The organism is Streptomyces pseudovenezuelae, assembly GCF_001513955.1.
Lineage (GTDB): Bacteria > Actinomycetota > Actinomycetes > Streptomycetales > Streptomycetaceae > Streptomyces > Streptomyces pseudovenezuelae.
This window is the reverse complement of sequence record NZ_KQ948146.1, coordinates 662,292-677,128: the sequence shown is the minus strand read 5'-3', so window position 1 is coordinate 677,128 and position 14,837 is coordinate 662,292. Positions and strand designations below refer to the sequence as shown.

16 protein-coding genes are annotated in these 14,837 nt (G+C 72.1%); 9 read left to right on the top strand and 7 right to left on the bottom strand.

Going from position 1 to position 14,837, the window contains the following annotated elements; genetic code table 11:
- Window positions 1–106: 106 nt before the first annotated feature.
- Window positions 107–550, top strand: coding sequence for a potassium channel family protein (locus AQI94_RS15145; RefSeq protein WP_031057847.1), 444 nt, complete (start codon window positions 107–109; stop codon window positions 548–550).
- A gap of 1 nt (window position 551) precedes the next feature.
- On the opposite strand, the gene AQI94_RS15140 is transcribed toward AQI94_RS15145, so the two are convergent.
- The 4 genes from AQI94_RS15140 to AQI94_RS15125 all read right to left on the bottom strand — a co-directional run bounded on the left by AQI94_RS15140 (window position 552) and on the right by AQI94_RS15125 (window position 4,532).
- Window positions 552–1,253 carry a response regulator gene (locus tag AQI94_RS15140; RefSeq protein ID WP_031057848.1) on the bottom strand — a complete coding sequence of 234 codons (702 nt, stop codon included), beginning with the start codon at window positions 1,251–1,253 and terminating at the stop codon, window positions 552–554.
- 203 nt (window positions 1,254–1,456) lie between these two features.
- Entirely contained in the window at window positions 1,457–3,445 is a 1,989-nt protein-coding gene (locus AQI94_RS15135) for an FtsX-like permease family protein (RefSeq protein ID WP_031057850.1), read from the bottom strand.
- A gap of 15 nt (window positions 3,446–3,460) precedes the next feature.
- Entirely contained in the window at window positions 3,461–4,144 is a 684-nt protein-coding gene (locus AQI94_RS15130) for an ABC transporter ATP-binding protein (protein WP_031057852.1), read from the bottom strand.
- Between the two features lie 19 nt (window positions 4,145–4,163).
- A complete protein-coding gene (locus AQI94_RS15125; protein WP_031057854.1) occupies window positions 4,164–4,532 on the bottom strand; it encodes a DUF4333 domain-containing protein in 369 nt (122 codons plus the stop codon).
- 205 nt (window positions 4,533–4,737) lie between these two features.
- Here AQI94_RS15125 and AQI94_RS15120 point away from each other — a divergent pair, with 205 nt between their 5' ends.
- The 8 genes from AQI94_RS15120 to AQI94_RS15085 all read left to right on the top strand — a co-directional run bounded on the left by AQI94_RS15120 (window position 4,738) and on the right by AQI94_RS15085 (window position 12,981).
- Window positions 4,738–5,880 carry a sensor histidine kinase gene (locus tag AQI94_RS15120; protein WP_031057857.1) on the top strand — a complete coding sequence of 381 codons (1,143 nt, stop codon included), beginning with the start codon at window positions 4,738–4,740 and terminating at the stop codon, window positions 5,878–5,880.
- A gap of 182 nt (window positions 5,881–6,062) precedes the next feature.
- The gene (locus AQI94_RS15115; protein WP_031057862.1) at window positions 6,063–6,695 is read left to right on the top strand and encodes a helix-turn-helix domain-containing protein; all 633 of its coding nucleotides are present in this window, start codon (window positions 6,063–6,065) and stop codon (window positions 6,693–6,695) included.
- 71 nt (window positions 6,696–6,766) lie between these two features.
- Window positions 6,767–8,125 (top strand): M24 family metallopeptidase, encoded by a 1,359-nt coding sequence (locus AQI94_RS15110; protein WP_031057865.1) that lies wholly within the window; start codon window positions 6,767–6,769, stop codon window positions 8,123–8,125.
- Window positions 8,112–9,089 (top strand): thiamine pyrophosphate-dependent dehydrogenase E1 component subunit alpha, encoded by a 978-nt coding sequence (locus tag AQI94_RS15105; RefSeq protein WP_031057868.1) that lies wholly within the window; start codon window positions 8,112–8,114, stop codon window positions 9,087–9,089. Before AQI94_RS15110 ends, AQI94_RS15105 begins: the two co-directional genes overlap by 14 nt.
- Window positions 9,077–10,057: an alpha-ketoacid dehydrogenase subunit beta gene (locus AQI94_RS15100; protein WP_031057871.1), complete on the top strand. Its 981-nt coding sequence runs from the start codon at window positions 9,077–9,079 to the stop codon at window positions 10,055–10,057. The genes AQI94_RS15105 and AQI94_RS15100 overlap by 13 nt, the downstream gene beginning before the upstream one ends.
- Before the next feature lie 22 nt (window positions 10,058–10,079).
- Window positions 10,080–11,426 (top strand): amidohydrolase family protein, encoded by a 1,347-nt coding sequence (locus AQI94_RS15095; protein ID WP_031057874.1) that lies wholly within the window; start codon window positions 10,080–10,082, stop codon window positions 11,424–11,426.
- Window positions 11,423–12,295 carry a cupin domain-containing protein gene (locus tag AQI94_RS15090; RefSeq protein ID WP_031057877.1) on the top strand — a complete coding sequence of 291 codons (873 nt, stop codon included), beginning with the start codon at window positions 11,423–11,425 and terminating at the stop codon, window positions 12,293–12,295. Before AQI94_RS15095 ends, AQI94_RS15090 begins: the two co-directional genes overlap by 4 nt.
- Window positions 12,292–12,981 carry an SDR family oxidoreductase gene (locus AQI94_RS15085; protein WP_031057879.1) on the top strand — a complete coding sequence of 230 codons (690 nt, stop codon included), beginning with the start codon at window positions 12,292–12,294 and terminating at the stop codon, window positions 12,979–12,981. Before AQI94_RS15090 ends, AQI94_RS15085 begins: the two co-directional genes overlap by 4 nt.
- A gap of 16 nt (window positions 12,982–12,997) precedes the next feature.
- Here the strand turns inward: AQI94_RS15085 and AQI94_RS15080 are convergent, their stop codons facing one another.
- From AQI94_RS15080 to AQI94_RS15070, 3 genes are read right to left on the bottom strand one after another with little or no spacing between them, the layout of a single operon-like run.
- Window positions 12,998–13,792: an SAM-dependent methyltransferase gene (locus tag AQI94_RS15080; RefSeq protein ID WP_031057880.1), complete on the bottom strand. Its 795-nt coding sequence runs from the start codon at window positions 13,790–13,792 to the stop codon at window positions 12,998–13,000.
- A gap of 44 nt (window positions 13,793–13,836) precedes the next feature.
- Window positions 13,837–14,484 carry an HhH-GDP family DNA glycosylase gene (locus AQI94_RS15075; RefSeq protein WP_031057882.1) on the bottom strand — a complete coding sequence of 216 codons (648 nt, stop codon included), beginning with the start codon at window positions 14,482–14,484 and terminating at the stop codon, window positions 13,837–13,839.
- A complete protein-coding gene (locus AQI94_RS15070) occupies window positions 14,481–14,813 on the bottom strand; it encodes a DUF3140 domain-containing protein (RefSeq protein WP_031057885.1) in 333 nt (110 codons plus the stop codon). The genes AQI94_RS15075 and AQI94_RS15070 overlap by 4 nt, the downstream gene beginning before the upstream one ends.
- Between the last annotated feature and the right edge of the window lie 24 nt (window positions 14,814–14,837).

The window sequence follows — 14,837 nt, the reverse complement described above, 5'->3', positions numbered from 1 at the left end:
TCCCGCAAACCGCGACTCGAACGCCCTGTCCGAAGTGCCGGACACCCTCTGGGCGGTGACACTGGCCCCGTGCGCCCGCGCCGCCCCCGGACTTCGAGGAGTGAGCATGCTGCCCGGAATCCTCGCGAGGATGGTCGAGTTGATGCACGGCCGGGAGGGCCGCTCGCTCCATGCGAAGGCGGCAGGCGGTGCGACCGCCGTCCTTCTCGCGGTGATGCTCACCGGATCCTGGGCGGTGGTCGCCGCCGAGGAGGGGGCGCGGGGCGCCAGTCTGACCTCGTACCCGAAGGCCCTGTGGTGGGCTGTCGAGACGGCCACGACCGTCGGATACGGCGACTTCTACCCCGTGACCTGGTGGGGCCGGGCCGTCGGCACAGTCGTCATGGTCGTCGGGATCACGACCTACGGCATGGTCACGGCGGCACTCGCGACCTGGTTCGTGGCGCGGCAGCACAGGCGTCTGCACCCTGTGGGTGCCGAGACCCTGCATGCCCTGCACGAGCGGTTCGACCGGATGGAAGAGCTGTTGGGAGCCAAGAAGAAGGGGTGACTCAGTGCTCGGGCCGCGCGTGCCCGTGCTGCCAGGCCCAGGCGGCGATCTCCACGCGGTTCCGTGCGGCCAGTTTGAGCTGGACGCTGGCGAGGTGGGTCTTGACCGTGGAGAGGGAGACGTACAGCTCCGCGGCGATCTCCGCGTTCGTACGGCCGAGGGCGACCAGGCGGACCACGTCGAGCTCACGGTCGGTCAGGGGCTCGGTGGCCGGTGCCGGGCGGGACACGACCACCGGTTCCGGCTTCGGGCCCGCCGTGAGGTGCCGCAGCAGACGGACGGTGACCGAGGGGGAGACCAACGAGTCACCGGCCGCGGCGGCGCGGACCGCCTCGGCGAGCAGCGTGGGCCCGGAGTCCTTCAGCAGGAACCCGCAGGCACCGCCGCGCAGCGCGCCGTAGACGTACTCGTCGAGGTCGAAGGTGGTGACCACCACCACCCGCAGGGGATCGGCGACCTCGGGCCCGGCCAGCAGCCGGGTCGCCTCCAGCCCGTCCAGCTTCGGCATCCGGATGTCCAGCAGACACACATCGGGCCGCGCCTCCCGGGCCAGCCGCACCGCCGTCTCCCCGTCGGCGGCCTCGGCGACCACGGTGATGTCCGGCTGCGCGTCCAGGAAGAAACGGAAGCCGGTACGGACCATGTCCTGGTCGTCGGCGATCAGCACGCGGATGGGCGCGGCCGGCGGGGTGGAGCTCGTCATGGGTCGATCATGCCTCAGGGGGTGCGGGGGCGGTGCCGGTGTGGACAAGGGCCGAGTGGGGTGGAGGGGGTGGGGACGAGGTGGTGATGGAGGTGTTGCCCAGGGCAACGGAGGAGCATCGGCGTCCATGCCGACGGTCGGTGCTCGCTGTCGCCCCCCGCCCGCGGCCGACGGCCTCCGTCACCTCGGGCTCGCCCGCCCCCTCAGTCCGCGCTGCGTATCGCGTCCCGCGTCACTCTGCGCAGCAGTGGGCGGCTCATGCCGATCGCCGCGAACATCGCCAGGGCACCGACGGCCACGCAGGCGCCGAGTTGCAGGGTGCCGGAGGTGTTGAGGGTGGCGCCGAAGATCTTGTTGAGGCGGTAGGAGGCGTAGACGCCGACCGCCGTGGTGCCGCCCGCCAGGACGACCAGGGGGATCACCGTCTCGCGGACACGGGCCCGGTCCAGCACCTTCAACGGGGTGCCGGCGAGACGCAGGAGACCGTAGATCCGGCGTCGGTCCAGGACGCCCGCGGCGGCGGTGAGGCCGGCTGAGGTGGTGGCGACGAGGAAGCTCAGGGCCAGCGTCGCCGTGCTGACCTCGGCGAAGCGGCCTATGGCCGAGCGGTCGCCGGCCGTCGCGGAGTCCTGGGTGATGACCGGACGGGCCGGACTTGCGGGGGTCAGCGCGGTGACGGCCGCGTCGAGCCGGGCCTGTCCGCCGCCGGAGACGTGGACGATCACGCCCGGGGTGCTGTTGAGGAGCTCGTCCCACTCGTCCTCGCCCACCGTGCGGACGGTCGCGGGGACACCCGCGTCCCGCAGCAGCGTGCGGACCTCGGAGGCGTGCGCACCGGCGACCGCGATCTGGCCCCGGTGCGCGGAACCGTCCATGCCGACCATGCTGACGGCGAAGAAACCCGCCGCGAACCCGGCCAGGACGAGGCCGCTGACCGTACGCCAGGCACCCCGGGGGTCGTCGCTGAGGCGTCGGCCCGCCAGCAGCGTCGCCGGACGCCGGGCGAAGCGGCTCACCAGTCGGCCCAGCCGGTCCACCACCCACGGCCCGAACAGCCAGAACGCGCCGTAGAACATCAGGAGCAGCCCCATCACCTGCCGGGCCGACAACTGGCCGCCCGAGGTGGAACTCCAGAGATAGAGCAGGACCGCCACGAACAGCACCAGCCGGATGAGCCGGGTCCGCCGCGGATCGGCCTGCTGGGCGACCCCGAGCGGCGAGGTGGCGACCTGGCGCAGCGTGGACACCGCGCTGACCGTGATGAGTCCGGTGACCGCCGCCACGGCCGCAGCCAGCCACGGCAGCCCCACCCACAGCTGGCTCGTGTACCAGCCGCCGATGCCGTAGGGGATCTCGGCGAGCGCGGGCAGTGCCGCCGAGTACAGCGCCGCCCCCGCCAGGGCGCCGGCCGCGCCGAGCGCCGCGGTCTCCAGCGCGGTCATCCCGATGATCTGCCGCGGGGTGGCTCCCGCCAGCCGCAACGCGGCCAGCTGCTGCTCGCGCCGGGCCGCACCCAGCCGTCCGGAAGCCGCGGAGAGGACCACCACCGGCATCACCAGGAGCCCCACGCCCACCAGCGCGATCTGCTGGTCCGAGGAGGTGAACAGGCTCGCGTGGTCGCCCGTGAAGCCGGTGATCCCGGCCCGAGCGACCTGGTCGATGTCGGCCACCGTGGACCCCTCCGCCGCCCTGGACACCGCGGGATCGGTCGGAGCGCGTCCGACCACGGCCACCAGTTCGTCGGGCGAGGCCAGACCGGCGGCGCCGATGGTGCCGTACGACGACACCTTCGGGAAGCGGTCGGCGAGCTGGTTCGCGGGCAGTTGGTGCAGCAGTGCGGCCAGGGCGGGGGAGACGTACACCTCGCCCTGCCGGGGGAAGGCCGTCAGGCCGGGCGGGGCGGGGGTCCGCGGCCGTCCGGGGAGCTGGGCGAGGGAGACCACGGTGACGGGCTCGTGGCGCACGTACGTCGTCGCGAGCGCCTGGACCGCCGTGGCGTGCCGGGCGGGCTCGGGGGTGCGCCAGGCGGTGCGGTCGGCGCGGGTGCCGGAGCCCAGGGCGGCGCCGGCGATCACCAGCAGGACGAACGCGCCGACGGCGGCGGCACCGGCCGCGAGCAGCCGGCTCTGGACGCCGCGGCGTCCGGAGGACCGGCTCAGGTGCCAGGTCAGGAACAGGACGGGGGAACGCATGACATCTCCTGCCGCTCAGGCGACCGTGTACTGGCTGTGGCCGCTGATCCGGCCGTCTCGGACATGCAGGATCCGGTCGCAGTGGGCGGCGACATCCGCGTCATGGGAGACCATCACCAGGGCGGCGCCCTGTTCGCGGGTGACCGAGGTCAGCAGCCGGACCACCTCAGTGCTGGTGGCCTGGTCGAGTGCGCCCGTCGGCTCGTCTGCGAAGACGACGTCCGGCTCGACGGCCAGGGCACGGGCGATCGCCACCCGCTGGGCCTGGCCGCCGGAGAGCTGACCGGGCCTGCGGTGCGCCAGACCGTCCAGGCCCAGCGGCACGAACCAGCGGCGGGCCCGCTCGACGGCCTGCTTGCGGGGGACGCCCTCCAGCATCAGCGGCAGTGCCACATTCTCCTCGGCGGGCAGTTCAGGGAGCAGCTGACCGGACTGGAAGACGAAGCCGAAGCGCTTGCGGCGCAGTGCGCTGAGTCTGTTCTCGCCGAGCCGGTCGATGCGCTCGCCGCGCAGCATCACCTCACCGCCGTCCGGGCGGACGATCCCCGCGAGGCTGTGCAGCAGGGTGGACTTGCCGGAGCCGGACGGACCCATGATCGCCAGCGAATCGCGCTCGCGGACCTCGACGTCCACCCCGGCCAGCGCGGTGGTGGAGCCGTACTTCTTGACGAGGCCGTAACCGGCCAGGACGGTGTCCATGATGTGAGGCGGTCCTCTGCTAGCGGTCGAACTTCCAGGTGACGGACGTGGCCGAGGCCCTGACCACGGTGACCGGTATGTCCACGGTCTCGCCGCCCCTCTTCGTCCCGGTGCAGGTGAGGGTGGCGCCGGCGACGGCCTTGAGCCCGCCCGGGCAGGAGACGTGGGTGACCTTCACGCCGACCCACGGCAGGGGGTGGTACTTGCTCTCGGTGCGGCCCGCGACGATGTTCGCCGCCAGGGCCCGGTGGCCGTCGACCGACACCGTGGTGTCGTCGCTCAGCCGCGTGTTCGACTCGGTGCCGGAGAGGAAGTGGGTGCCGAGCCCGAAGACGACGGCCGCGCCGGCCAGTCCGCCGACGGCGCCGACGAGGATCTTGCGTTGCATCACGTGCTCCAGGTACAGGGGAGGGGGAGGAGGTGGCTCCCGCAGGGGTGCCTCCCGGGCAGTGCTCCCGGGGAAGTGGCTCCACCCTCGCTCGTGGACCCCGGCTCCCGCCTCGGCCGAACGGCCAGGGACCGCGGGCCCGGCACGACCGCTCCTCGGCCGTTCGGCCGATCCCTTCACTGTCCCCCGCGCATACGGTGATCGCATGAAGTCCGTTACCGCCCGAGGCTGCGTGTGGGGCGCAGGCATCGGTGCCCTCGTCGCGGCGGCCGCCGTCGATCTCCTCGCCTCCGGCACCGACCGCGGTGTCGGCTGGCCACAGGCAGTCGTGCTGCTGATCGGCGGCGCCGCCGTACTGTGGCCGGCCCACCGGCGCCCACTCTGGCTCACCCCTCAACTGCGCACCGTCGTACCGGCCGTGGGCTCCCTGCTGTGCACGGCCGACTCGGTGCTGCGCTCCGGCGCCCTGTTCGGGCCGGGTGAGCCGGCGATCCTGCTGTGCCTGCTGTTCGTCGCCGTACGGCACTGCCCGCGCACCTCGGTGATGCCGTGCGCGTCGCTCGTCGGGGCCGCCGTGCTCGCGCTGCCGGCGCGGCCGTTCGCCGACGACGAGGACTTCATGCTGGCGTACATGCTGATCGGGTTCGTCCTGATCGGCCTCACCGTGGCGTTCGCCGCGTACCTGCGCTCGCAGGACTACCGGCGGACCGTCGCCGTGAGCGAGACCCGCCGCTCCGAACGCCTGGCCATCGCCGCCGACCTGCACGACTTCGTCGCCCACCATGTCACCGGCATCCTGGTGCAGACACAGGTGGCCCGCATGATGGCGGACACCGACTCCGACGAGCTCGATCCGGTCCTCGCCGGGATAGAGCGCGCCGCGACCGAGGCGCTGGCGTCGATGCGCCGCACGGTCGGCGTCCTGCGCGACACCGCGGACGCCGCCGACCGGCGTCCGGTGGGCGACCTGGCAGGCATCGCCGGGCTCGTCGACGGCTTCTCCAGCCCCGTCCAGAAGGCCGCCCTGCACCGCGAACCCGTCGTGCCCGAGGACCTCCCGCACGAGGTCCAGGCGGCGGCCTTCCGAGTGGTCCAGGAGGCCCTGACCAACGTACGGCGGCACGCGGGCGACGCCTCCGAGATCGCCGTCGGACTGCGGTACGAGCGGGACCGCCTGGAGGTGACCGTCTCCGACGACGGCCGCGGCGGCAGCCAGTTGCCTCCGGCGGCTCACGGGGGCGGTTTCGGGCTCGTGGGCCTGAAGGAGCGGGTGACGGCACTGGGGGGCGAGCTGCATGCGGGGCCGCGGGCGGGGGACGGGTGGGAGGTGCGAGCGCTGTTTCCCTGATGGTGCGGCGGGGGTGGTCGGGGGGAGGGGGGCTTGTCCCGGACACATGTGTGCTCTGCGTCGGGTGGGGGTCGGCGTCCTGCCCGGGCGAAGGGCCCCGCTCGTCCCCGGGCGACCGGGCCGTCTTCCCCGGGCGGTGGGCCAGGTTGTTCAATGGGGCTGCACAGGAGAGGAGCCCGCCCGTGTCCCCTGCCCCCGTGCCGTCCGTCGGCGTACGTATCCGGCAGGCGCGGCTGGAGCGTGGCCTCGGCCTGCGTGCCCTGGCCCGCGAGGTCGGTGTCTCCGCGAGTCTGGTCTCCCAGATCGAGACCGGGAAGAGCCAGCCGTCGGTCAGCACCCTGTACGCGATCACCACGGCTCTCGGGATCTCCGTCGAGTCGCTCTTCGAGGCCCGGGAGACCGCCGCGGCGGTGGGTTCGGCCACCGTCGTGCACGCCCTGGCGGCCTTCGCCGCCGACCCCGGGCGACGGATAGGCCCCCTGGTCACCCCCGGTGAGCGGGAGGTGCTGGAACTGGATTCCGGCGTCGTGTGGGAGCGGCTCGGGCACGTTCCCGGCACGGACGTGGACTTCCTGCTCGTCACCTACCGGCCCGGCGGCTCCTCCTCCGGTTCGGGCGGTCTGATGCGCCACCCCGGCACCGAGTACGGCTATCTGACCTCCGGTGAACTCGTCCTCACCCTCGGCTTCGACGAGCAGGTCCTGCGTCCCGGCGACGCCGTCAGCTTCGAGTCCACCACCCCCCACCGCTACCGCAACGACGGCGACGAACCGGCCGTGGGTGTCTGGTTCGTGTCCAGCCACACCGTTCCATGACAGCCAAAACGTTCAGTGTCACTTGACACTCCCCGTGGACGGTCGTTGACTCGATGGTGGGGGTGGTCGCGATGGCGATCCGCACTTACGGCCCCAACGCCGTCGACTGGGAAGCGCGAGTGGACCTGGACCGGCTGCGCCGACAGCGCCTGGCCCGGCTCCACGACACACTGAACCGCTCCGAACTGGGCGCCGTGCTCAGCTTCGACTTCGCCAACATCCGCTACATGACCGCCACGCACATCGGTACCTGGGCGATGGACAAGCTGATCCGCTTCGCCCTGCTGGTCCGCGGCGGCGAACCGATCGTCTGGGACTTCGGCTCCGCGGCCCGCCACCACCAGCTCTACAACCCGTGGCTCGACTACAGCGACGGCAAGGAAGGCCCGCCCACCGGAGCCCGCGCCGGCATCTCCACCCTGCGCGGCGCCTTCCACCCGGACGCCGGGATCGCCGAGGACGTCGCCGCGAAGATCGCCGCCGAACTGCGCGCGCACGGCCTCGCCGGCGAACCGCTCGGCATCGACGTCGCCGAGATGCCCGTCCTCGCCGCCCTGCGCGTCGAGGGCATCGACGTGGTCGACGGCCAGCAGGTCTTCCTGGAGGCCCGCCGCGTCAAGACCGGCGACGAGATCTCCCTGCTCGCCCAGGCCTGCGCGATGGTCGACGCGGCCTACGAGGAGCTCTACGCCCACCTCCGCCCCGGCGTCCGCGAGAACGAGTGCGTCGGACTGGTCAGCAAGGTCCTCTACGACCTCGGCAGCGAGTACGTCGAAGGCGTCAACGCCATCTCGGGCGAACGCTGTTCACCTCACCCGCATGTCTACAGCGACCGCCTGATCCGCCCCGGCGACCCCGCCTTCTTCGACATCCTGCACAGCCATCTCGGCTACCGCACCTGCTACTACCGCACCTTCGCCGTCGGCAGCGCCTCCCGCGCCCAACGGGACGCCTATGTGCGCTGCCGCGAGTACATGGACCAGGCGATCGCCCTTGTGCGGCCGGGCGCCACCACCGCCGACATCGTCCAGGTGTGGCCGCGCGCGCAGGAGTTCGGCTTCGCCGACGAGACCGCCGCCTTCGCTCTCCAGTACGGCCACGGCGTGGGCCTGTCGATCTGGGAGAAGCCCATCTTCAGCCGCCTGGTCTCCCTCGACCACCCCGAAGTCCTCGAAGAGGGCATGGTGTTCGCCCTGGAGACCTACTGGCCCGCCGCCGACGGCTGGTCCGCCGCCCGGATCGAGGAGGAACTGGTCGTCACCGCCGACGGCTGCGAGGTCATCACCAAGTTCCCCGCCGAGGAACTCCTGGTCGCGGGCCGCAAGTACTGGACGGTGGGCGGCGAGCTCAACACCGCCCGGGAGGCACAGTCCCACCTGAACACCGGGACCGCGGACGGACACCGGGGGAGCGGCGATGGACACCGGTGAACTCCTCGCCCTGTACGAGCAGATGGCCCTCATCCGCCGTACCGAGAAGGCCGCCCACGACCTTTTCCTCCAGGGCCTCGTCAAGGGCACCACCCACCTCGCCGCCGGCCACGAGGCGATCGCCGTCGGAGCGAGCGCCGCGCTGCGCGACGACGACTACGTCTTCGCCACCTATCGCGGCCACCACCACGCGCTGGCCCGGGGTGCCACCCCCGAGGAGTGCCTCGCCGAACTCATGAGCAGGGCGACGGGGTTGTGCGGGGCCAAGGGCGGCTCGATGCACCTCACCAAGGCGGCCACCAACATGCTCGGCTCCTACGCCATCGTCGGAGCCCACCTCCCGATGGCGGTCGGCGCCGCCTGGTCGGCGAAGCTGCGCGGCACCGGGCAGCTCGCGGTCGCCTTCTTCGGGGACGGCGCCACCAACATCGGCGCCTTCCACGAGGCGTTGAACCTGGCCGCCGTGTGGAAGCTGCCTGTGCTGTTCGTCTGCGAGAACAACCTGTACATGGAGTACACGCCGATCGCCGACGTCACCGCGGTGCCCCGGCCGGCCGCCGACCGGGCTTCCGCCTACGGCATCCCCGGCGAGGTCGTCGACGGCAACGACGTCGTCTCCGTACTGGAGACCGTGGCCCGGCTGGCGCGGCGGGCCCGTGCCGGAGAGGGGCCCGCCCTGCTGGAGGCCGAGACCTACCGCCACTTCGGGCACAGCCGCACCGACCCGGCGACGTACCGGCCGGCCGAGGAGGTCGAACGCTGGCTCAAGCACGACCCGTTGGACATCGCACGCGGGCGGCTCGTCGAGGCCGGGGTGCCCGAGGAGACGGTCGCCGAGGCCGACGACCGCGCGCGGACCGTCGTACAGCGGGCGGTCGAGGCCGCGCGGAACGCGCCGTCGCCCGATCCCCGTGAGGCCTTCACCGACGTGTGGGCCGACGGAGGTGCGGCATGGCGGACGTGATCACGTACCGGGAGGCGGTCGCCGAGGGCATCGCGCGGGAGATGCGACGCGATCCGTCCGTGGTCTGCCTGGGGGAGGACATCGGCGAGGCAGGAGGGGTGTTCAAGACGACCGCCGGACTGCACAAGGAGTTCGGGTCCGAGCGGGTGTGGGACACCCCGATCTCCGAACAGGCCATCGTGGGCGCGGCGATGGGCGCGGCGATGACCGGGATGCGGCCCGTCGCGGAGATCATGTTCTCCGACTTCCTGGCCTGTTGCTGGGACTACCTCGCCAACGAGATACCCAAGGTGCGGTACATGACGGGTGGTCAGGTCACCGTGCCCCTCGTCGTGCGCACCGCCAACGGCGGCGGGCTCGGATTCGGCGCCCAGCACTCGCAGGCCACCGAGAACTGGGCCCTGACCGTCCCCGGGCTGAAGATCGCGGCACCCTCCACCCCCGCCGACGTCATCGGGATGATGGCGGCGGCGATCCGCAGCGACGACCCGGTCGTGTTCTTCGAGCACAAGGGGCTGCTGGCGACCAAGGGGCCACCTCCGCCGCCGGACCACGTGGTCGAGCTGGGGCGCGCCGCCGTCGTGCGTGAGGGCGCCGACGTGACGCTGGTGGCGCTCGCCTCGATGGTGCCGGTCGCGCTCACGGCAGCGGAGCGGCTCGCCGCGGACGGCATCGGCGTCGAGGTCGTCGACCTGCGCTGCCTGGTGCCCCTCGACATGGCCACCGTGCTCGCCTCCCTCGGCCGTACCTCCCGGCTGGTGACCGTCGAGGAGAACCCGTACCAGGGCGGCTGGGGCGCGACCCTGGTCTCCGTCGTCGCCGACGAGGGGTTCGGGCTGCTGGACGCGCCGGTGCGGCGGGTGGCCGGGGAGTGCGTGCCGCTGCCGTTCGCGGACGCGCTGGAGGAACAGGTCATTCCCACCGTCGACAAAGTCGTGGCGGCCGTCAGGAGCCTGGCCGCGTACTGAACACCCCTGAGGAGGAAGCGCGATGACCCATCGGATACTCCTTCGTGCCGGACACGTGCTCTCCATGGACCCCGCCATCGGGGACCGGCCGAGGGGGGACGTCCTCATCGAGGACGGGAGGATCGCGGCCGTGGACCGCGAGATCGGCGCGGACGCCGAGGTCCTCGACATGAGCGGCCGCATCGTGATCCCCGGCTTCGTCGACACCCACCGCCACACCTGGGAGGCGTCGATCCGGAACGTGGCGCCCGACGCCACCCTCGACGACTACTTCGTCGACATCCTCGACACCTTCGCACCCCTCTACACCCCCGAGGACGTGTACGCGGCCAACCTCGCGGGCGCCCTGGAGTGCCTCAACGCCGGTATCACCACACTCGTCGACTGGTCCCACATCAACAACACGCCCGAGCATCCGGACGCGGCGATCCGGGCCCTCGCGGAGACCGGCATCCGCGCCCAGTACGCGTACGGCAGCGCCAACACCTCGCTCGCCGACTACTGGTTCGAGAGCAAGATCGCGATCCCGGGCGACGACGTACGCCGGATCCGCAGCGAGTACTTCTCCGCCGACACCGGCCTGCTCACCCTGGGCCTCGCCACCCGCGGCCCCGGCTTCTGCGTCAACGACGTCGTCACCTCCGAGTGGGCCCTGGCCCGCGAGCTCGACATCCCGATCACCGTGCACGTGGCCATGGGACGCCTCGCCGGCCGCTTCGGCATGGTCAAGCAGCTCCACGACCTCGGACTGCTCGGCCCGGACACCACCTACGTCCACTGCTGCTACTTCAGCGAGGAGGAGTGGCGGCTGGTCGCCGACAGCGGCGGTACGGTCTCCATCGCGCCGCAGGTCGAGACGCAGATGGGGCACGGCTGGCCGCCGGTGATGAAGGCGATCGAGCACGGCCTGCGCCCCTCCCTGAGCATCGACGTCGTCACCACCGTGCCCGGCGACATGTTCACCCAGATCCGCGCGGCCTTCGGAGCCGAGCGCGCCCGGGTCAACGCGGCCAGCTGGCAGGCCGACGTCCCGGTCCCCGACACCATGTTGACGGCACGTCAGATGCTGGAGATCGCCACCCGCAACGGCGCCCATGTCGCCGGCCTGGAGGACCGCACCGGATCGCTCACGCCGGGCAAGCGCGCGGACGTCGTCGCGATCGACGCAACCGCCCTGAACGTGGCTCCCGTTCATGACGCCGCCGCCGCGGTGGCCCTCAGCGCCGACGTGTCCAACGTGGAGACGGTCCTCGTCGACGGCGTCGTCCGCAAGCGTGACGGCAGGCTCACGGCCGACGTGGCGCGTGCCCGGCGCCTGGTCGAGGAGTCCCGCGACCGGCTGCTGGCCGCGAAGGAGGCCCGGGCGTGACGCGACACCTGGTGCGCCGGGCCACCGACCTCCCCGAGCCGTCGTACGACGAACACGGCTACCGGCGGAGCGAGTTGGTCGGCGAGGCCGACGGCAGCTCGCACACCGGTTTCGGGGTGTGCGAGCTGCGCCCCGACGGGAGCGTGGCGGCTCATGTCCACTCGTACGAGGAGAGCTTCCACCTCCTCGACGGGACCGTGATCCTCGACGTGCCCGAGGGCTCGTATCTGCTGGAGGAGGGCGACTACGGCCTCCTGCCCGCCGGCGTCCCGCACGCCTGGCGCGGTACCGGGGACGGCGTCGCCCGCTGGGCGGACCTGCTCGCACCCGTGCCGCGGGCCCGGTACGGGTACGACACCCAGACGGTCTCCCCGTGGCCGGTGCGCCCGCCCGTCCGTATCGACGTCCGCGACCCGCGCACCCGCTCCTTCGGGCACTTCGAACCCGCCCAGATGGACCCCGGCAAGCAGTCCCAGGACCTGCTCGCGGTGTCGGCGAGCATGCGGACCGCGCTGCTCGTCTACAGCGGGATCACCGTGAAGATGATGGTCGACAGCGACCTGGGCGCGGTGGCCTCGACGATGTTCATGGTGCAGTACGCGCCCGACGGCGTCGCGGGCACGCACGACCACCCCTTCGAGGAGACGTACCTGTTCCTCCAGGGCGAGGTGGACGCGGTCTTCGACGGTTCGGCGTACCGGCTCGGTCCGGGCGACTGCGCCTGGGCGGGGGCCGGTTGTGTGCACGGCTTCTCCAACGCCGGTGAGGGGCCGCTGCGTTGGCTGGAGACACAGGCGCCGCAGCCGCCGGTGCGGCACTCCTACCGCTTCACACGGGACTGGGACTACCTGAGGGAGGCTGACCGATGAGCGGCGTGGTGGTGATCGGGGGAACCTCGGGCATCGGCAGGGAGTTCGCCCGGGTGCGTGCCGGGCGTGGCGACGAGGTGGTGATCACCGGACGGGACGCCCACCGCACCGACACCGCCGCCAAGGAGATCGGCGCCCGGGGGCTCGCCCTGGACCTCGCGCGCCCGAAGGGGATCGTCGACGCGCTGAGCGACGTGGGAACCGTCGACCACCTGGTGATCGCGGGCATCTCCCGCGACGAGAACCGGGTGAGCGCGTACGACATCGACGCCGCCGTCCACCTCGTCACCCTCAAGCTGGTCGGCTACACCGCCGTCGTGCACGCGCTGCAGAGCCGACTGCGCGACGACAGCGCCATCGTGCTGTTCGGCGGACAGGCCAAGGAGCGGCCCTACCCGGGAGCGACGACGGTGGCGACCGTGAACGCCGGGGTGACCGGGCTGATGCACTCCCTCGCCGTCGAACTCGCTCCCGTCCGGGTCAACGCGATCCATCCCGGGGTGGTGGGGGACAGCCCCTACTGGCGGGCCAAGCCGGAGGAGGTCCTGGCGGGACTGCGGGCCAGGACCCCGACCGGACGGCTCGCGACCGTGGCGGACGTGGTGGACGCCGTGGACTTCCTGCTGCGCAACGGCTCGGTCAACGCGGTGGAGTTGAGCGTGGACGGCGGATGGCTGCTGGGGTGAGATCCGGTCGGCGGGCTCAGCGCTTGATGCCGACCGCCCCGTACAGCGACACGGCGTCGCCCTCCTCGCGTGCGTCCGGACGCCACCGCGACAGGGACACGATCCCCGGCTCCAGCACCTCAAGTCCCTTGAAGAGACGGCTCACCTCGTCGTGCGAGCGGGCCACCAGGGTGACCCCGCTCGCCGTGTATGCCGCGATACCCGCGCGTACCCGCTCCGGATCGAAGTCCGCCGTCATCGCCGACAGCACCAGACAACTGCCCGGTGCCAGCGCGTCGACCAGGGTGTCCACCAGCTCCTGGGCGCCGTCCTCGTCAGAGATGAAGTGCAGCAGCGCGACCAGCGACAGCGCGACGGGCTGCTCGAAGTCGAGGACGGCGGAGGCGCCCTGGAGGATTCTCCGCGGCTCGCGGGCGTCCGCCTGGAGGTAGTGCGTCGCCCCCTCCGGGGTGCCGTGCAGCAGGGCCGCCGCGTGGGCCAGCACGATCGGGTCGTTGTCGACGTACACGATCCGGGCGTCCGGTACGGCGGACTGGGCGATCTGGTGGAGGTTGGGCTCGGTGGGGATGCCGGAGCCGATGTCGAGGAACTGGCGGATTCCCGCCTCCCGTACGACGACCCGGGTGGCCCGCTCCATGAACCGGCGGTTGGCACGCGCCTGCCGGGGAGCGTCCCCCTGCGCGGTGATCTGCCGTCCGAGCTCCTCGTCGACCGGGTAGTTGTCCTTCCCGCCGAGGAACCAGTCGTACACCCGGGCCGGATGCGGCCTGCTCGTGTCGATCCGCCGGCCGGCCGACTCGGTCCCGGTCACACAAAGCTCCTCTGCTCGACAGAATGTGCGAGCAGTGTGCCATGTCACCCGGCGCGACGGAGGCTGTCTTCGGCCACCTCGTCGTCGATCGCCGCACGCACCAACGCGGCGGCCAGAACGTCCGGTCGGACATCTCCGGCCAGCTCGATCAGCCGGTCGGGATCCTTCGGAAGGCCGAGCCGCTCGGCACCGGCCAGTGTCCTGCCGTCCAGCCAGGGCGCGACCTCCGGCCAGAGGCCCTGCACCTCGCGCAGGAAGATGTCGGCGCCGGCCGGGCCGATGCCGGGGAACTCCTGGAGCAGGCGCCGCAGTTCGGCGACGTCGCCGTCCGCCTCCGCGCGCAGCCGACGCAGATCGCCGCCCCACCGCTCGGTCAACAGCTCGGCGCCCCGGCCGAGTTGCGTGGCCGTGCGTTCGTCGTAGCGCCGGTAGCCGCCGCGGCCCAGCGCGTCCACCCGCTGCTGCCAGGTGGCCCGGGCCATGCGGCCGGGGTCGCGCAGTCCCGCCCGGTGCAGTTCGCGCGCGGTGGCGATCGCGACGGAGCCGCGGATGCGGGCACTGAGCAGAAGGGACAGCACCAGCAGCCGGTACAGGGGCTGCGGGGTGTCCTTCAGCGTGATGCCCGCCTCCGCGGCGTAGGTCCGCCCGTGCGCGCCGACGAGTTCCCCTACGACGCGCTCGGCCCTGGTCATCGCCTCAGCGGATCGTGTCCGACGGACATCAGGCGATGCCTGCGCAGGGTCTCCTCGGCCTCGTGTTCCTTCTCCGCGCCGGCCTCCGCGCTGACGGTGTCCACGACCTCGTACATCACCTCGAGGTCGTCGTCGGTCAGGTCCGTGCGCCGCTTCTGGAGGATCGCGAGGACATGCTGCCCGGTCGGCTCACCCGCGTGTTCCGGCAGCGGCTCGGCGGACTCGTCGGCCTCGCTGACCCGCAGCCAGGCGGCCAGTTCCTGCGAGGTCATGTTCACCGCGCGGTGGAAGTCCTCCCACAACGCGTCGAGTTCGAGAGCGTCGGTCATCGCATGCGCCTTTCGGTGGGTGTG